Annotated in this window: 17 protein-coding genes; 6 read left to right on the top strand and 11 right to left on the bottom strand. The window is 59.9% G+C overall.

The window, feature by feature from the left end; translation table 11 throughout:
* Window positions 1-8: 8 nt before the first annotated feature.
* From rodA to H4P12_RS13565, 7 genes are all read right to left on the bottom strand, one after another.
* A complete protein-coding gene (gene rodA, locus H4P12_RS13595) occupies window positions 9-1,148 on the bottom strand; it encodes a rod shape-determining protein RodA (protein ID WP_187794213.1) in 1,140 nt (379 codons plus the stop codon).
* 2 nt (window positions 1,149-1,150) lie between these two features.
* On the bottom strand, window positions 1,151-3,091 hold the full coding sequence (mrdA, locus tag H4P12_RS13590) for a penicillin-binding protein 2 (protein WP_187794212.1): 1,941 nt from the start codon (window positions 3,089-3,091) through the stop codon (window positions 1,151-1,153).
* A complete protein-coding gene (locus tag H4P12_RS13585) occupies window positions 3,088-3,624 on the bottom strand; it encodes a rod shape-determining protein MreD (RefSeq protein ID WP_187794211.1) in 537 nt (178 codons plus the stop codon). Before H4P12_RS13585 ends, mrdA begins: the two co-directional genes overlap by 4 nt.
* Complete coding sequence (mreC, locus tag H4P12_RS13580) at window positions 3,617-4,558, bottom strand: rod shape-determining protein MreC (RefSeq protein ID WP_187794210.1); 942 nt, start codon at window positions 4,556-4,558, stop codon at window positions 3,617-3,619. The genes H4P12_RS13585 and mreC overlap by 8 nt, the downstream gene beginning before the upstream one ends.
* A gap of 40 nt (window positions 4,559-4,598) precedes the next feature.
* Window positions 4,599-5,633, bottom strand: coding sequence for a rod shape-determining protein (locus H4P12_RS13575; RefSeq protein WP_187794209.1), 1,035 nt, complete (start codon window positions 5,631-5,633; stop codon window positions 4,599-4,601).
* 195 nt (window positions 5,634-5,828) lie between these two features.
* A complete protein-coding gene (locus tag H4P12_RS13570; protein WP_187794208.1) occupies window positions 5,829-6,173 on the bottom strand; it encodes a hypothetical protein in 345 nt (114 codons plus the stop codon).
* A 70-nt stretch (window positions 6,174-6,243) separates the two neighbouring features.
* Window positions 6,244-7,806, bottom strand: a complete 1,563-nt coding sequence (locus tag H4P12_RS13565; RefSeq protein WP_187794207.1) for a 2-isopropylmalate synthase — start codon at window positions 7,804-7,806, stop codon at window positions 6,244-6,246.
* Between the two features lie 298 nt (window positions 7,807-8,104).
* Here H4P12_RS13565 and H4P12_RS13560 point away from each other — a divergent pair, with 298 nt between their 5' ends.
* Together H4P12_RS13560 and H4P12_RS18605 are read left to right on the top strand one after the other, a co-directional pair.
* Window positions 8,105-8,248, top strand: a complete 144-nt coding sequence (locus H4P12_RS13560) for a hypothetical protein (RefSeq protein WP_187794206.1) — start codon at window positions 8,105-8,107, stop codon at window positions 8,246-8,248.
* A gap of 57 nt (window positions 8,249-8,305) precedes the next feature.
* Window positions 8,306-8,611 (top strand): hypothetical protein, encoded by a 306-nt coding sequence (locus H4P12_RS18605; protein WP_223115813.1) that lies wholly within the window; start codon window positions 8,306-8,308, stop codon window positions 8,609-8,611.
* A 175-nt stretch (window positions 8,612-8,786) separates the two neighbouring features.
* Here the strand turns inward: H4P12_RS18605 and H4P12_RS13550 are convergent, their stop codons facing one another.
* From H4P12_RS13550 to H4P12_RS13535, 4 genes are all read right to left on the bottom strand, one after another.
* Complete coding sequence (locus H4P12_RS13550; RefSeq protein WP_246449293.1) at window positions 8,787-10,214, bottom strand: ABC transporter substrate-binding protein; 1,428 nt, start codon at window positions 10,212-10,214, stop codon at window positions 8,787-8,789.
* A gap of 109 nt (window positions 10,215-10,323) precedes the next feature.
* The gene (locus H4P12_RS13545; RefSeq protein ID WP_187794204.1) at window positions 10,324-11,016 is read right to left on the bottom strand and encodes a CDP-alcohol phosphatidyltransferase family protein; all 693 of its coding nucleotides are present in this window, start codon (window positions 11,014-11,016) and stop codon (window positions 10,324-10,326) included.
* Window positions 11,017-11,065: 49 nt separating this feature from the next.
* The gene (locus tag H4P12_RS13540) at window positions 11,066-11,806 is read right to left on the bottom strand and encodes an SseB family protein (RefSeq protein WP_187794203.1); all 741 of its coding nucleotides are present in this window, start codon (window positions 11,804-11,806) and stop codon (window positions 11,066-11,068) included.
* Window positions 11,807-11,936: 130 nt separating this feature from the next.
* Window positions 11,937-12,386 (bottom strand): outer membrane protein assembly factor BamE, encoded by a 450-nt coding sequence (locus H4P12_RS13535; protein WP_187794202.1) that lies wholly within the window; start codon window positions 12,384-12,386, stop codon window positions 11,937-11,939.
* Between the two features lie 158 nt (window positions 12,387-12,544).
* Here H4P12_RS13535 and H4P12_RS13530 point away from each other — a divergent pair, with 158 nt between their 5' ends.
* The 4 genes from H4P12_RS13530 (at window position 12,545) to H4P12_RS13515 (ending at window position 15,615) form a co-directional block, all read left to right on the top strand.
* Window positions 12,545-13,072: a YceD family protein gene (locus tag H4P12_RS13530; RefSeq protein ID WP_187794201.1), complete on the top strand. Its 528-nt coding sequence runs from the start codon at window positions 12,545-12,547 to the stop codon at window positions 13,070-13,072.
* 234 nt (window positions 13,073-13,306) lie between these two features.
* Entirely contained in the window at window positions 13,307-13,513 is a 207-nt protein-coding gene (rpmF, locus tag H4P12_RS13525) for a 50S ribosomal protein L32 (RefSeq protein WP_187794200.1), read from the top strand.
* A 21-nt stretch (window positions 13,514-13,534) separates the two neighbouring features.
* Window positions 13,535-14,644 (top strand): phosphate acyltransferase PlsX, encoded by a 1,110-nt coding sequence (plsX, locus tag H4P12_RS13520; protein WP_187794199.1) that lies wholly within the window; start codon window positions 13,535-13,537, stop codon window positions 14,642-14,644.
* Window positions 14,641-15,615 carry a beta-ketoacyl-ACP synthase III gene (locus tag H4P12_RS13515; protein ID WP_187794198.1) on the top strand — a complete coding sequence of 325 codons (975 nt, stop codon included), beginning with the start codon at window positions 14,641-14,643 and terminating at the stop codon, window positions 15,613-15,615. Before plsX ends, H4P12_RS13515 begins: the two co-directional genes overlap by 4 nt.
* Window positions 15,616-15,621 lie beyond the last annotated feature (6 nt).

Genomic DNA, 15,621 nt, shown 5'->3' with positions numbered 1-15,621 from the left:
GGGCCTCTCTATCTGGGGCGGTGGACATGGGCGGATTGCACCAGCCCAAAGCCCAGCATCAGGATCATCAGGGACGTGCCGCCATAGCTGACCAGCGGCAGCGGTGATCCCTTGGCGGGCAGCAGTCCCATCACCGTCGCCATGTTGATGGCGAAATACAAGAAGAACGTGCCGCTGATCCCGATGGTAATCAGGCTGGCAAAGCGGTCGCGGTTGCTAAGGGCGGAATAAAGGCAAAAGCCGATGATCAGTGTGTAAAGCACCAACAAGGACATGGCGCCGATAAAGCCGAATTCCTCGGCCAGTACGGTGAAGATGAAATCTGTGTGCTTTTCGGGCAGAAAGTTCAGCCGCGACTGCGTGCCTTGCATGAAGCCCCGCCCCGACCAGCCGCCCGAACCAAGCGCGATCTGGCTTTGGATGATGTTATAGCCTGCGCCCAGGGGATCGGCCGTTGGGTCCAGAAAGGTGTCGATCCGCTTGAACTGGTAATCCTTCAGCAATTGCCACGGCGTCCCGCGGCTCTCCATGACCGTCATCACCAACCCGATAGCCATGGCGATCACTGCCCCGAAATACCACAGCGATACGCCTGCCACGAACATCACGATGCCGCCGCCCGCGATCAACATGATCGACGTGCCAAGGTCAGGCTGGACAATGACCAGCGCTGTCGGGGCAAGGATCAGCACCACCGGGATCAGCACCCATAGGGGGCGCGAGACTTTCTTTAGGGGCAGCCAGTCGTAATAGGCCGCCAACAGCAAAACCAACGCGATCTTCATCAACTCGGAAGGTTGCAGACGGATCGGGCCGATATCGATCCAGCGCTGTGCGCCCATGCCGATTTCGCCCGCGACTTCTACCCCGACCAGTAGCAGAAAGCAGCAGACATAGGCCGTGACCGAGATGCCGCGCCAGAACCACATCGGCACAAAGGCCAGCCCGATCATGATGACCATACCGACCGCGAAACGATACATCTGCGGCGCGGCCCATTCATCGACATCGCCGCCCGCGACCGAAACCAGCATCAGAAAGCCAATCCCCGCCACGGCCGAAATCAGAAAGACCAGCGGCCAGTTCAGATACAGGATCTTGCGAATGCCGACCGGGGTATGGGTGACAGTGTAGTTCAGATAGGACATGATCAGGCCCGCGTCATTCGGGGTGTTTCGGGCGTAAACAGGTGCATCGCCTCGTGTCGGGCCTTCATGTCGGCCTGTTGATCTGATGGCACGGCATCCAATGGCGGCAGGCCACCTTCCAGCGCGAACAGCAGGATGTCGCGTGCGATCGGGGCGGCCACGGCACTGCCGCCGCCGCCATGTTCAACGACGACCGAGACGGCATAGCGCGGGGCAGCGGTTGGCGCGAAACAGACGAACAGTGCATGATCGCGGCGGTTCCACGGCAGTTGATCGTTGCGGATCACGCCGCGCGCGCGCTCCGCCGCGGTAATGTTGCGCACCTGACTGGTCCCGGTTTTGCCCGCCATCCGCCAATCTTCGCGGATGATCCGTGACCGCCGCGCAGTCCCGGTCGAGGAGTTCATAACTTCGTCCATGCCCAGACGGGCAACCCGCAGGAATGCCGGATGAACGTCCAGATCGGCAAATTCCGGTTCAGGTTGTTGCACGCCATCAATCGCATGGATCAGACGCGGCACCACCATCTTTCCCGAGGCAATCCGTGCCGTCATCACGGCCAGTTGCAGCGGCGAGGCCAGAACATAGCCCTGCCCGATCGAGGCGTTCAGACTGTCTCCAATCTGCCAGGCCTGATCGTAACGGGCCTTTTTCCACGCACGGTCGGGCGCAATTCCCTCGGCCACGGCTGACATCGGCAGGTCATGCTTGACGCCAACACCCAGTTTCCGCGCCATTTCGGCGATGCGGTCAATGCCCACCCGCTGGGCCAATTCGTAATAATAAACGTCGCAGCTATGCGACAGGCTGGTGACGGCATCAACAGACCCATGGCCGCCCCTGCTCCAACAATGGAAACGGCGGCCGCCAACCTCGGTATAGCCGGGGCAATAGAAGCGGCTGCCGGCATTGATAACGCCTGCTTCCAGCCCCGCCAACAGGGTCACCATCTTGAAGGTCGAACCGGGCGGATAGACGCCCTGCACCGTTTTGTCAGCCAGTGGACGGTGATCGTGGTTCATCAATGCGCGATAATCAGGACCGGAAATCCCGCGCACGAATTTGTTCGGATCGAAACTGGGCGAGGATGAGATGGCGACGATATCACCGGTCTGAATGTCGATGACGACCGCCGCGGCACTTTCTTCGCCCAGACGCTGCGCCGTATAATTCTGCAATTGCGCGTCCAGCGTCATCTGGATCGTTGCGCCCTGTTCGCCCTCTTTCCGGGACAGTTCGCGCATCTCGCGGCCGGCACTGTTCACTTCGACCCGGCGGGCGCCGGCTTTGCCGCGCAAATGATCCTCAAGCCGGGCTTCAAAGCCAACCTTGCCCAACTGGAACTCTGGCAGCATCAACACGGGGTCCGGGTCTTCGATCTTGGACAGGTCATAGTCGGACACCGGCCCGACATAGCCCAGCACATGTGCCAGATCGCCGGCGCGTGGATACACGCGCGACAGCGCGGTTTCAGGCTGCACACCCGCCAGTGAAGGTGCATTCACAGCGATCGAGCTGAACTGTTCCCATGTCAGTCGGTCCGCCAACACAATCGGCGTAATCGCCGTGCGCTTGGCGAATTCGTCCATCAACTGAGTCATCCGCTCTTCGCTGATCGGGATCAGATGCGACAGACGGCGCAAAACGGGTTCAACATCGCCGCCCGCATCCTCGCGCGTCAGGGTGATCTGATAATTTTGTTCGTTGCCTGCAATCACGATGCCATTGCGATCCAGCAACAGCCCACGGGCAGGCGCCAGAAGCCGCACCTTGATCGAATTGCCATCGGCCAGCGTGCGATATTCCTCGGCATGTTCGACCTGCATCGACCGCAGTTTCAGGGCCAGGGTGGTGACGACGCCAAGCTGAATCCCCGCCAGCAATAGCCCGCGGCGACCGATCTTGCGGGAACTGTCAACGATCTCCTTCGGGGCCTTGCTCATCGTGCATATCTCATCATCTCAGCCTCGACCGGGCTGATGCGGCGCAGTCCGATCAATGCGCGCGCGCCAATCGCCACGACCGGATAGGCCATCGCGGTCGCAATATATTGCAGCAGCACCTGCCCCAATGACGGAACAGGTAAAAGAAACAGAAATTGCACGAATCGGAAGCCCAGAACCATCGCGCCCATCACAATCGAGACGCGCAGCCATTCAAGCACGAAAGGCTGGTCACGCCAACGCCCCTCACGAGAGCGTGCAGCCTCGGTTCCCAAGAGCATCATCGCAGCCCACAGCCCCAAGGGGCGTAAAAGCATGACGTCCTCAATCAGGAACACCAGAACGATCAGAACGGCAGGCACCTGATCGGGACGGCGCAAGACCCAGACAAAGGTCAGGCACAACGCAACATTCGGTCCGGGCAACGGGCTGAACCCCGCAATCGGCAACAACCGGATGAACAGCAAAAGCGCCATGCACAGGCAAAACAAGATGCCGCCAAAAATCATGCTGCGTTTGGGCGTCTCAATCATTCCCGGTGCCCGTCGACAGCGGGTCCGAAGCTGTCGCGGCCTCGACCGGAGAGGCTGGCAATTGCGGCCCGATAACCCCCTGATCGCCGGGCACGATGATGGCAGCTGCATCGACGACCATTTCGGCAGGATGCGTGCGCAACACCCGCAGAAACTCAAGGCGCCCATAATCTGCCGCCAGCCGCAGGCGCAAGCGACCGTCCGCCGTCTGCGCCACCTGCCCAACCAACAAACCGGGGGGGAACACGCCACCATCGCCAGATGTCACGACCCGGTCACCGGGACGGACGTTATCGGGGGCCTCGATGAAATCCAGAACCGGCAGCGGGGAATTGTCCCCCGTCAGCAAGGCGCGGTCGCCCGACGGCTGGATTGTGACCGGAATACGCGACGAAGGATCGGTCAGCAAAACCACGCGGCTGGTTCGCTGTCCCACGCCCGCGATGCGACCGACGAGTCCTAACCCATCCATCGTCGCCCAGCCTTCGATGATGCCATCGCGTGAGCCGACGTTCAACAAAATCGACTGCCGAAAAGCCGACCCGGAATCGACCATGACCACGCCGGTCACACTGGTCAGCGCGGGATCGATGCGGACATTGTTCTGCGCCAGCAGTTTGGAATTTTGCTGCTCTAGCTGAACGGCGGCTTCCTTCCATGCCTGCATCTTTTGCAGCTCACGGCGAAGCTCCTGATTTTGCTCATAGATGCGGGCATAGGATTGGAATCCCGCGACCATCTGGCTGAACCGCGTGACAGGCACCAAAGCCCAGTCGAAGCTGGGCACCACGCGGTCAATAATGGCGGTGCGCATCTGCTCTGCGCGCGGACTGTCAATGCGCCAGAACAGGAACAGCGTGATCAGCATAATCACCATCAGCGCGATCAGGACGCGCCGGATAGGTGTTGCGAAATCTGGTCCCTTGCGTTCCATTCAGGCGGCCCTTGCCTCAGCGGCCCCGATACGGACCATCTTAGCTGTCGTAATCGATGACGTGGCGCAGTTGCTTTTCGTATTCCAACGCCTTGCCGGTGCCCAAAGCGACACAGTTCATCGGCTGATCGGCAAGGCTGATCGACAGGCCGGTCTGCTCGCGCAGCGCCAGATCCAGTTCGCCCAGCATTGCGCCGCCGCCGGTCAGCATCACGCCACGGTCCACGATGTCTGCCGCCAGATCGGGGGGCGTTGCTTCCAACGCCACCATCACGGCCTCGACGATCGCCTGCATCGGTTCGGTCAGGGCTTCGGCCACCATGGCCTGACTGATCTCGATTTCCTTCGGAATGCCGTTCAGCAGATCGCGACCACGCACCATGATCGTTGCACCGCGCCCGTCATCGGGCATGCGAGCGGTCCCGATCGAGGTCTTCACACGCTCGGCCGTGGAATCGCCGATCAGCATGTTCTGGTTGCGGCGCAGATAGTTGATGATCGCTTCGTCCATCCGGTCACCACCGATCCGGACCGAGCGTGCATAGACCACATCGCCCAGCGACAGGACGGCAACCTCGGTGGTGCCGCCGCCGATATCGACGACCATGCTGCCGGTCGGCTCGGTAATCGGCATGCCCGCGCCGATCGCCGCCGCGATCGGCTCCGCGATCAGGCCGGCCTTGCGAGCCCCTGCAGACAGGACAGACTGGCGGATCGCGCGCTTTTCAACCGGGGTCGCGCCATGCGGGACGCAAACGATAACCTTGGGCTTGGAAAAGCTGGTGCGTTTGAACACTTTCTTCAGAAAATGTTTGATCATCTGTTCGGCGCTGTCGAAATCGGCGATGACACCTTCGCGCATCGGGCGGATGGCCTCGATGCTGCCGGGGGTGCGGCCCAGCATCAGCTTGGCGTCTTCTCCGACAGCCAGAACCTGACGCTTGCCGTCTTTGACGTGATAGGCAACGACCGACGGCTCGTTCAGAATAATTCCCTTACCCTTCACATAGATCAGCGTATTCGCCGTCCCAAGGTCAATTGCGATATCGGTCGAAAACAAACCGCCGAATGCCATGCCTGTATCCTTTCACGCCGGTTGGTCCGGTCTTTGTCCATCAGAATCGCGCAAGAGCCGGGAATCAGGCCCGGCTCTGGATTGAATTCATATAAAAGGCCGAAGTCCTAGGTGAAAGCCCCGTTTCGGTCTGCGCAGCCAACCGATGCGGGTTTCTGACCGCATGATCCGGCACTGACATTGGCAAAGACGCGATCAGAAAGCGGCCCGCCCGGCTGCTTGCGTCAGCATGCGGGCGCAGCGAAGGATTGCCATGCCCGCAGCGACCGTGCTGATCAGGACGCCCAGCAACAGCGGCAATCCCAAATCTCCGCCCACAGCCCGCGCTCCGAAGGCCACGACGAATACGCCCAGCGAGAATGCAAAGCCCGACAGCAACGCGGGCAGCGCCCAATCTTCACGTGGGATCAGCGCCGCGACGATCAACAGAAACACCGCAATTGCATCCGCAATCAGAAACTCTGGCGGATAGGATCCAACGACCATCAGGAAGGCCGTCCCAAGAACAATCGCCCAGGCGAATACGCGTAGCAGCGTCATGGCCGCCCCTTTCAAATGGGAAGCGCCGCCCGGTCAGACAGCGCTTCACTTTGCTTACATGCCACTCTGCTTAGTGCGAATACATGCTGATATGTTTCGCGTCGCTGTCCTTGCCCACCTGCTCACGGCGGACGATCAGGCGGTTCAACGCCCCGACATACGCCTTGACCGAAGCCAGGATCGTATCGGTATCGGCAGACTGGCCAGCGACGATTCGTCCGTCCTCTTCCATGCGCACGGTCACAGTCGCTTGCGCATCCGTGCCCTCGGTCACGGCATGAACCTGATACAGCTGCAACCGCGCCTGATGCGGAAAGATCGCCTTGACCGCGTTGAAGCAGGCATCGACCGGGCCATCGCCTGTGGCGTGAACAGTCTTTTCCTCTCCATCGACGATCATGGTCAGATCGGCCGACTGGCCGTCGCTGCCACAGACCACGCGCAGATGCTTGACCTGCAAATGGTCGCTTTCGGTATTGGCGGCAGTATCCTGCATCAGCGCGACGATATCTTCGTCATAAACCTCTTTCTTGCGGTCGGCCAAAGCCTTGAAGCGCACGAAGACGTCTTTCAACTGGTTGTCGCCAACCTCGAACCCCAGATCGGTCAGCTTCGAGCGAAGGGCCGCGCGACCGGAATGCTTGCCCAGAACGATGTTGTTTTCGTTCAGACCAATATCGGCAGGGCGCATGATCTCGAATGTCTCGACGTTCTTCAGCACACCATCCTGATGGATGCCGGATTCGTGCAGAAAGGCGTTCTTGCCAACGATGGCCTTGTTCGGCTGCACCACAAAGCCCGACACCTGCGCGACACGGCGCGACAGGTTCATGATCTTCGTGGTGTCGATGCCGGTGTTGAAGGGCATGATGTCATTGCGCACCTTCATCGCCATGACCACCTCTTCCAGCGCGGTGTTGCCGGCACGTTCGCCAAGACCGTTGATCGTGCATTCAATCTGGCGGGCGCCTGCCTCGACCGCCGCAAGGCTGTTTGCCGTCGCCATGCCAAGATCGTTGTGGCAATGGGTGGCGAAGATAATGTCATCCGCGCCCGGAACCCGTTCCAGCAACATGCGGATCAGGTCGGCGCTTTCGCGCGGCGCGGTATAGCCGACGGTATCGGGAATGTTGATCGTGGTCGCGCCCGCCTTGATCGCGATTTCGACCACGCGGCACAGATAATCATGTTCCGTCCGCGTCGCGTCCATCGGCGACCATTGCACGTTGTCGCACAGGTTGCGGGCATGGGTGACGGTCTGTTCGATCCGTTCCGCCATCTGATCCATGTCCAGATTGGGAATCGCCCGGTGCAACGGCGAGGTGCCGATAAAGGTGTGAATACGCGGGCGTTTCGCGTGTTTGATCGCTTCCCACGCGCGATCAATATCGGGGAACTGCGCACGGGCAAGGCCGCAGATCACGCTGTTCTGGGTGCGTTTCGCGATCTCGCTGACTGCGGCAAAATCGCCTTCCGAGGCGATCGGGAATCCGGCCTCGATGATATCGACGCCCATTTCATCCAGAAGCTGTGCAATCTCCAGCTTTTCGACATGGCTCATCGTCGCACCGGGCGACTGTTCGCCATCGCGCAGCGTTGTATCAAAGATCAATACGCGGTTCTTATCGGTCATCTGTCTGTCTTTCTTACGCTTTTTTGGATCTGTGTCAGCTGTATGTCAGCCGATTTGGCCGGGCTCGGACCAGACTGAGCGGCGGCCCGGAGACCCGCTCAGCGCAGCGTAAGAAGCAGTAGACCACGCAGATGCACAGCAATACGCGCACCGAAAGGCGCGGTCGAAGCTGTCGAGATTTGGTGCATCCGAGTCATGTCGTGACTATGGCGATGTAATTCCGGGTTGAAAAGGGGGAAATCACCTGTTCCGTGCCTGCATACGGTCCTGACGAAATTCAGGGCGAAGTGTCGCCACCATGCGGCCAACACAGATCGACCATGGGTCAGCTATTCCGTCCAAACTCCCATCACCGGACGCCCCGCGTGCGGTTCAAACAGCCGAGTTACTGGCCGTCATGACACCCTATGCCGGCTTTGCCCTTGTTCTGCTGGCAATCTGATCGCATTTTTTCTGACCAGAATGTCAGCCGAGCGCGAGGCCGCGACCGAGGGCCCGCGTGATACCCGTTTTCTTGCCAGTCTGGGCGGTCGTGATGATTTCGGCCACGCTGTCGCTGATGTTTCCGACCATTTACGGTGTCGCGCTGGCAGGATTGGGCGAGGATACCAAATTCGGCGCGGCCGGGCTGGTCATGGCGATCCCTGGCGGCGCTTTGATGCCGCTGGTTCATGGCACGGTCATGGACCTGCGCGGGGCTGACCAGTCCTGGGGCGCTTGTCTTTCTGCGCCGCAGCATCAATTCTATCCTGCAATTCCAACTTTACAGGGGGCAGACGATGCGTGGTTATTTTGCACTCTATAACAGTCGGTTTTCTGACCAGCTGACCCCCCCTGGAAACGAACCCACCCATTCATGGCTGGGCTGGTTGCCGCACCAGATTTCGCAGTTGAACGCCCGCTCACGCGCCTTGGACGGCGAAACGTCGGGCTGAAACCTCAGGCAGGGCAATCGCCCTGCCTTTTGCTTTGGGCGGCAATTATTCGACCCAATGCACTTTGGTCAGATCATTCGCCTGTGTCGGGGCATTTTCCCACAGCCCTTCGATCTTGGCATTTGCGACCCCGGTTTTGGCAAGCTGAAACAGGAACGCGTTGACGTAATCATCTGCGATCATTTCCTGCGCCTGTTGATACAGCGCACCACGCTGCTCCGGGCTGGTGGCCTTTTGCAATTCCCCCATCAGGGCGACAAATTCCGGCTTGGCGTAGTGAAAGTAATAGTCCGGGCGGGCATAGATATCTATGTCCAGCGGCTCGGTGTGGCTGATGATGGTCATGTCGAAGTCACCGCCCTTGAAGACGGTTTCCAGCCACTGTGCCCATTCCATATTGGTAATCTGCGTCTGAATCCCGACAGCGGCCAGTTGCGCCTGAACGATCTCGCCTCCGCGACGTGCATAGGGTGTCGGAGGCAGCGCGAGACGCAGAGCCACCGGGCCAACGCCCGCTTCCTCGAGCAGCGTTTTGGATTGTTCGGGATCAAAGCCCGATTTGCCGGTCAGATCGACATAATCCGGGCTGTGCGGGGCAAAATGGCTGCCGATCGGTGTGCCATAGCCGAACATCGCGCCGTCGATGATGTCCTGACGGTTGATCGCATGGGCAATGGCTTGCCGGACCTTGATGTTGTCCAGCGGAGCCTTGGCGTTATTCATGGCCAGAATCGTCTCGCCCTCGCTGGTGCCGACGATCACCTTGAAGCGGGGATCGGCTTCCAACTGCGCTAAAGTTTCGGGCGCTGGATAATTTGGAAAGGCATCCACATCGCCCGCCATCATCGCGGCAAAGGCTGCCGTAGGGTCAGCAATGAAGCGGAAGGTCGCGGTTTTCAGCGCCGGTTTGTCGCCCCAATAGTCGTCGAATGCCGACAGGATGATCCGGTCGCCCTGCACCCAATTGTCGAATTTGAACGGACCGGTGCCGACGGGCTTCGTTGCGATATCGGCCACGCTGGCCTGATCCAGCATGACGGCATCGCCCCATGCCATCTTGAAGGGAAAGTTCCCGTCCGGCGCGGTCAGGGTGACACGCGCGGTCAACGGGTCCACGGCCTCGACGCTTTCGATGCCTTCGAACAGAACCTTTTGCGCATTGGTCGAATCCTCCGCCCGTGCGCGATCCAGGCTGAAAACCACGTCTTCTGCGGTAAAGTCGCTTCCATCGTGGAATTTCACGCCCTTATGCAGATGAAAGACATAAACCCGCCCCTCTTCCTGCACCTCCCAACTTTCGGCTAGGGCGGGCTGAATGGTGCCGTCCGGGCCGAAACGGGTCAGCCCCTCGAATAGGTTGGCATAGACGACCTCATCGATGGCGGCGGCGGCACCGCCAGTGGGGTCCAGATTTGGCGGCTCTAACACCATGCCAAGGGTGATTGCATCTTGTGCCAGGGCGGGCGCAGCCATGAGGGCCAGCGCAGCCACCGAAATTTTCAACCTGTTGAACATATGCCCTCGCAAGGATTGCCATTTGCGGCGATCATCCGACGGATGCCGCAAAGTGGCAAGCGAAAGGCTATTTCCGTTCCGGGATCAGCTGCTGCAACGCACCGGCCGAGATCAACCAAAGCGAGGTCAGAACCAAGCCCCAATTTGCCCAGCTTGCCGGGTGGAAATCGACCAAGGCGGCCCATGCGGCAAAGAAGGTCCACAGGATCGTTGCGGGCAAGGTGATTTCCCGCCAGCGCTTGGTGCGAACCGGATGGACAAATTTGATGTTCTGAAACATCGCGACCGTCAGCAGGACGACGATGATCAGAATGATCGTCCAATGTGGCTTGGTCGCGAACAGGACAAGGATCACCATGTTCCAACAGCCAGGGAAACCCGCAAAGGAATTGTCCTTGGTTTTCATCCGGGTGTCGGCAAAATAAAGCACGCTGCCATAGACGATCACGATGATCGCGAACCAGCCGGTCCAGCCCGACAGCAAGTCGGATTTGAACAGCGCAAAGGCGGGGATGAACACATAGGTCAGGTAGTCGATGATCAAGTCCATCAACACGCCGTCATAGTTGGGCGAGTTGTCGCGCACCGAATAGCGCCGCGCCAAAGGACCGTCGATGCCGTCGACCACAAAGGCCACGACCAACCAGCCAAACATCAGGGACCATTTTTCATCGACCGCTGCAAGCATGGCCAGCATGGCCAGAACAGCGCCGGTGGCGGTCAGAAGGTGAACAGACAGGGCTTTATGTCGTAATTGCATCGGCACGTTCTGACAGTTTGGTGAACAGTGTGCAACAAGTCTGGCGATGTTAGCGCAGAATGGGCGGACCCTTGGGGCTTTTCGGCTGCACCGGCTCTTCGGGCGGTGTCAGGTCGAACAGCAAGGCACCGGGCGCAACGGCATTGTCGGTGAAACTGATATCCACGCCACCCGGTTGCGGTGGCAGAAATGCCAAAGCCTCGGCCAGCGCCTTGGCTATTTGCGGCTGACGCGCCGCCTCTGCCCCTGCGATCAGCAGCAGATGTGACGCCGTGCCGTCCTGCCCGGCAACGCCCACCAGCGCCGCGCCCGTTATCAGCCCGCGCATATCGGCCAGCCGCGCCGCCAGCGGTTGCGCCAAAGCGTCGCTGGTGTCCTTGGCTGGTGCGATCAGTTGCAGATGTGCCTCGTCGGCTTCGGGTGCCCCGGCCAACGCCCCCGTCAGCCAGTCAAGCATATCCGCATCCAGGAACATTTCGGACGGATGCCCCGGATTGACCAGCAAACCGGCCCCTTCCGCCTTCAGAAGCTCGGCCAGAACACGCCCCGGAAGTCCGATGTAATCCACCACCTGACCGAAAAAATCGGCAAGACGATCCTCGGAATCACAGGCCAGAGCCACCTGCCCCCCTTCAAAGGGGAACATCCGCAATTCCACATCATTGCCCATAGGCTCTGCCATCAGGGCGACGGCCAACTCTGTATCCGCCAGCCGCGACAGCATCCGCGCGCGCTGTGGCGCATCGGCATCGTGGAAGGGAATCGGGGCAAGCTCATCAAGCGAGGTCATGGTGGGCCTTTGGAAAAATTCTGTCCGCCCTGCCCTAATGACCCATTCTGGTCACGGCAAGTGCGGGCAAAAGGCGAATCGCCCACCTGCCGGAAATGAAAAGGGGCGCCAGTTGCGCCCCGTCCACTTGTTAGTCGATGATATCCGCGGCCTGGAAATTGCCCAAGTTGCCCAGCAACTGACCGATCAGCGAAATCTCGGTCACGCTGCCTTCGGTCACACGGCGCGACAGAACGACAACACGTCCACGCTCCAACCCGAAGCGTTCGACATTCGAGACGACGCCATTTGGCGCGAATGAGACGGCAACAACCTCGCGGCTGACCTCACGCGGTTCGGTCGCACCGTAATGCCGCCAGCGGGACCCGACGTAATACCAGCCAGCGCCAGTCAGCAGACCTTGCGCCGAAGGCCGGCCGATCAGCCCCTGCAATTCATCAATGCTTGTCTGTCCGACCACCACCTGCGCCAGATCCATTTCCGGCGGGACATAGCCGTGGTTACGATAAATCGGCGTGCAGGCAGCCAGCCCCGTGACAACCACAAATGCCAGGATCAACAGGTTCCTGATTGTTGCCATGAGGGACTTCCTTTGTTTGGTACGGTTGACGCGGCTTGCATGGCTTAGCAAACTCGGGCTCTGCGCTCAAGAATATCAATTCAGGACCGGGGCTTGCATTGCATTAATGGTCTGCAGGCCACAAATCACGAAACGATCACCTGTCTGGAAAGCAAAGCATGACCGCACAACCTTTATCGCCAACCCGCCTGCGCGTGGCCCATCTGAACCCGCGGGCACCCACGCAATTCGACCTGCGTCCAGATAGCCAAACAAGAATCGCGATTGCCCAAGAACTGGGTCTGCTCGATCTGCCAAAGCTTCAGTTCAAGGGTGCGATTCGGGCAGAGGGTGGCCATGGCTGGGAAGTCACCGGCCAGTTGACGGCACGCGTCGTGCAGCCCTGCGTGATCACCCTGAAACCGGTGAAAACCAGCTTGGATGAACAGGTCGAGCGGCACTTCTCTCCGCATGTCGCGGTGCCGGATGGCGATGAAATCGAGATGCTGGACGAAACGGTCGAACCGTTGGGTCAGTTCATCGACCTCTCGGCCGTCATGATCGAAGAACTGACCCTGGCATTGCCAGAATATCCGCGTGCGGATGGCGCGGAATTGGCCGAGGATGCCGTCGAGGATGATACCCCCGACACCCGCCGTCCATTTCAGGGGCTGGATCAGTTGTTACAGGGCAAAAAGGACGACTGATCCGGCTCGGCAGGCTGGCCGGGTGGCAATCCGAGCGCAGATTTGGGCGCGATTCGCACCTGTCCAGCCGGAATGGAGTGTCATAAACCCGTGTTAAGCTGCATTTAAGTTGGGCCCGCAGCAGCAAGGGCTTGCGAATGCAGCTTTCATGGCGTATCTGCGCGGTTCATTTTGAATTCCAATCCTGTGGTAGAGGGTGCCGTTGCGCCTCGCCCGACAAACCGAGGTTGAGACATGGCAGTCCCTCAGAATCGCGTTACCCGCTCACGCCGTAACATGCGCCGTTCGCATGATGCACTGGTCGCCGGTAACCCCAATGAATGCTCGAACTGCGGCGAATTGAAGCGTCCGCACCACGTTTGCCCGTCCTGCGGCCACTACGCTGATCGCGAAGTTGTTGCCCAGGCGAAAGAGATCGACCTGGACGACGACGCGGCATAATCGGGTTCGGTTAGCCGGCAGATGACGGAAGACACGTCGAAATCACCGACACCGCGCGTCCCGGCGAATCGGGATGGCGTGGTGATTTCGGTTGACGCGATGGGCGGGGATAATGGTCCCTCGGCCGTCGTTGCCGGTATGGCGGAAAGCGCCGACAAAAACCCCGAGATACGTTTCATCGTGCATGGCGACGAAGTCCAGCTTCGCCGCCTGATCGGGCGTCGCAAGGTGCTGGCTGATCGCTGCGACATCCGCCATGCCCCCGGCGTGGTGACGATGGAAGATAAGCCCAGTCAGATCGCGCGCAAGGGCGCCGATACCTCGATGTGGGCCGCTATCGAATCGGTGAAACAGGGGGAAGCCGAGGTTGCAGTCTCGTGCGGCAATACCGGCGCGCTGATGGCGTTATCGATGCTGCGTCTGCGCAAATTGCCGGGCGTCAACCGCCCCGCCATTGCTTGTCTATGGCCGTCGCGCAATGCCCAGGGCTTCAACATCATGCTGGATGTCGGCGCCGACATCAAAGCAGATGCCCCGGATTTGCTGCAATATGCACTGATGGGTGCTTCCTATGCCCGCAACGGGCTGGATATCGCACGCCCCCGCGTCGGCCTGCTGAATGTCGGCACGGAAGAACACAAGGGCCGCGCCGAAATGAAGCAGGCAAACGACCTGTTGATCGCTGCCGCAAGCGATTCGAATTTCGACTATGTCGGCTTCGTCGAAGGTGGCGATCTGCCGGGATCGCGCGCTGATGTGATCGTCACCGATGGATTTACTGGCAACATTGCCTTGAAGACCGGCGAAGGCACGGCCAAGCTGGTAGGCGAGTTCATGAGAGACGCCTTCAGAAATTCTATCATGTCGAAATTCGCCGCCCTTCTTGCGATGTCCTCGTTGAAACGCCTGCAAAAGCGAATCGACCCGCGCCGTGTTAACGGGGGCGTTTTCCTTGGGCTGAACGGCACCGTGGTGAAATCGCACGGCTCGGCTGATGCAACAGGCATTTCCGCAGCGATCAAACTGGCCTTTCAACTGGCCAAGTCCGGCTTTCAGGATCGCTTGGCCGCCCGTGTGGCCAAAAGCGCCGGCATTTCCGTCAGCGCAACCGATGCGGAGACAAGCTCTTGACCCGTCGTTCCGTCATCCGTGGCACCGGCCATTACCTGCCAGAACGTGTTGTCGACAACAGCTGGTTTGAAAGCCGGCTTGATACGACCGACGAATGGATTCGCAGCCGCACCGGAATCGAACAGCGTCATTTTGCCGCCGAAGGGCAGACGACCAGCGATCTTGCGATTCGTGCCAGCCGCGCTGCGCTGAACAAAGCCGGGCTGACCGCCGACGATATCGACGGCATCATTCTTGCCACGTCCACCCCGGATTTCACCTTTCCGGCCGTCGCGACGATGGTGCAGGCGGGTCTGGGGATCAAATCGGGCTTTGCCTATGACGTGCAGGCCGTTTGCGCGGGCTTTGTCTTTGCGCTGGCAAATGCGGATGCGATGATTCGCAGCGGAATGGCAAATCGGGTGCTGGTGATCGGGGCCGAAACCTTTTCTCGCATCATGGACTGGACGGATCGTGGCACCTGCGTGCTGTTCGGCGATGGCGCCGGCGCTGTCGTGCTGGAGGCACAGGACGGTGATGGGACCAAGGCGGATCGCGGCATCCTGGCCAGCGACCTGAACAGCGACGGTCAGTATCGCGACCTGCTTTATGTCGATGGCGGCGTGTCCAGCACCGGCACTGCGGGGCAGTTGCGAATGCAGGGCAATCTGGTTTTCCGACACGCCGTTGATAAACTTGCGAAAACGGCGCATGCCGCGTTGGATAAAGCAGGCCTGCAGCCTGATGACGTCGATTGGCTGGTTCCGCACCAGGCCAACCTGCGCATCATTACCGCGACGGCGCAAAAGATGAACTTGCCGATGGAAAATGTCATTCTGACCGTCGCCGAACATGGCAACACCTCGGCCGCATCCATTCCGCTGGCGCTGTCGGTCGCTGATGGCCAGGGCCGTTTCCGTCAGGGCGATATCGTCGTGACCGAAGCGATCGGCGGCGGCCTCAGCTGGGGTTCGGTCATCATTCGCTGGTAAGCGCGC

Source organism: Paracoccus amoyensis (genome assembly GCF_014490725.1).
Taxonomy (GTDB): Bacteria; Pseudomonadota; Alphaproteobacteria; order Rhodobacterales; family Rhodobacteraceae; genus Paracoccus; species Paracoccus amoyensis.
The sequence above is the reverse complement of the archived record's forward strand: the minus strand, read 5'-3'. Positions and strand labels throughout refer to the sequence as shown.

Excerpts from the sequence above, each read along its gene's own strand:
- rodA (WP_187794213.1), bottom strand. The coding sequence starts at position 1,148 with ATGTCCTATCTGAACTACACTGTCACCCATACCCCGGTCGGCATTCGC.
- mrdA (WP_187794212.1), bottom strand. The coding sequence starts at position 3,091 with ATGAGCAAGGCCCCGAAGGAGATCGTTGACAGTTCCCGCAAGATCGGT.
- H4P12_RS13585 (WP_187794211.1), bottom strand. The coding sequence starts at position 3,624 with ATGATTGAGACGCCCAAACGCAGCATGATTTTTGGCGGCATCTTGTTT.
- mreC (WP_187794210.1), bottom strand. The coding sequence starts at position 4,558 with ATGGAACGCAAGGGACCAGATTTCGCAACACCTATCCGGCGCGTCCTG.
- H4P12_RS13575 (WP_187794209.1), bottom strand. The coding sequence starts at position 5,633 with ATGGCATTCGGCGGTTTGTTTTCGACCGATATCGCAATTGACCTTGGG.
- H4P12_RS13570 (WP_187794208.1), bottom strand. The coding sequence starts at position 6,173 with ATGACGCTGCTACGCGTATTCGCCTGGGCGATTGTTCTTGGGACGGCC.
- H4P12_RS13565 (WP_187794207.1), bottom strand. The coding sequence starts at position 7,806 with ATGACCGATAAGAACCGCGTATTGATCTTTGATACAACGCTGCGCGAT.
- H4P12_RS13560 (WP_187794206.1), top strand. The coding sequence starts at position 8,105 with ATGCGGCCAACACAGATCGACCATGGGTCAGCTATTCCGTCCAAACTC.
- H4P12_RS13550 (WP_246449293.1), bottom strand. The coding sequence starts at position 10,214 with ATGGCTGCGCCCGCCCTGGCACAAGATGCAATCACCCTTGGCATGGTG.
- H4P12_RS13545 (WP_187794204.1), bottom strand. The coding sequence starts at position 11,016 with ATGCAATTACGACATAAAGCCCTGTCTGTTCACCTTCTGACCGCCACC.
- H4P12_RS13540 (WP_187794203.1), bottom strand. The coding sequence starts at position 11,806 with ATGACCTCGCTTGATGAGCTTGCCCCGATTCCCTTCCACGATGCCGAT.
- H4P12_RS13535 (WP_187794202.1), bottom strand. The coding sequence starts at position 12,386 with ATGGCAACAATCAGGAACCTGTTGATCCTGGCATTTGTGGTTGTCACG.
- H4P12_RS13530 (WP_187794201.1), top strand. The coding sequence starts at position 12,545 with ATGACCGCACAACCTTTATCGCCAACCCGCCTGCGCGTGGCCCATCTG.
- rpmF (WP_187794200.1), top strand. The coding sequence starts at position 13,307 with ATGGCAGTCCCTCAGAATCGCGTTACCCGCTCACGCCGTAACATGCGC.
- plsX (WP_187794199.1), top strand. The coding sequence starts at position 13,535 with ATGACGGAAGACACGTCGAAATCACCGACACCGCGCGTCCCGGCGAAT.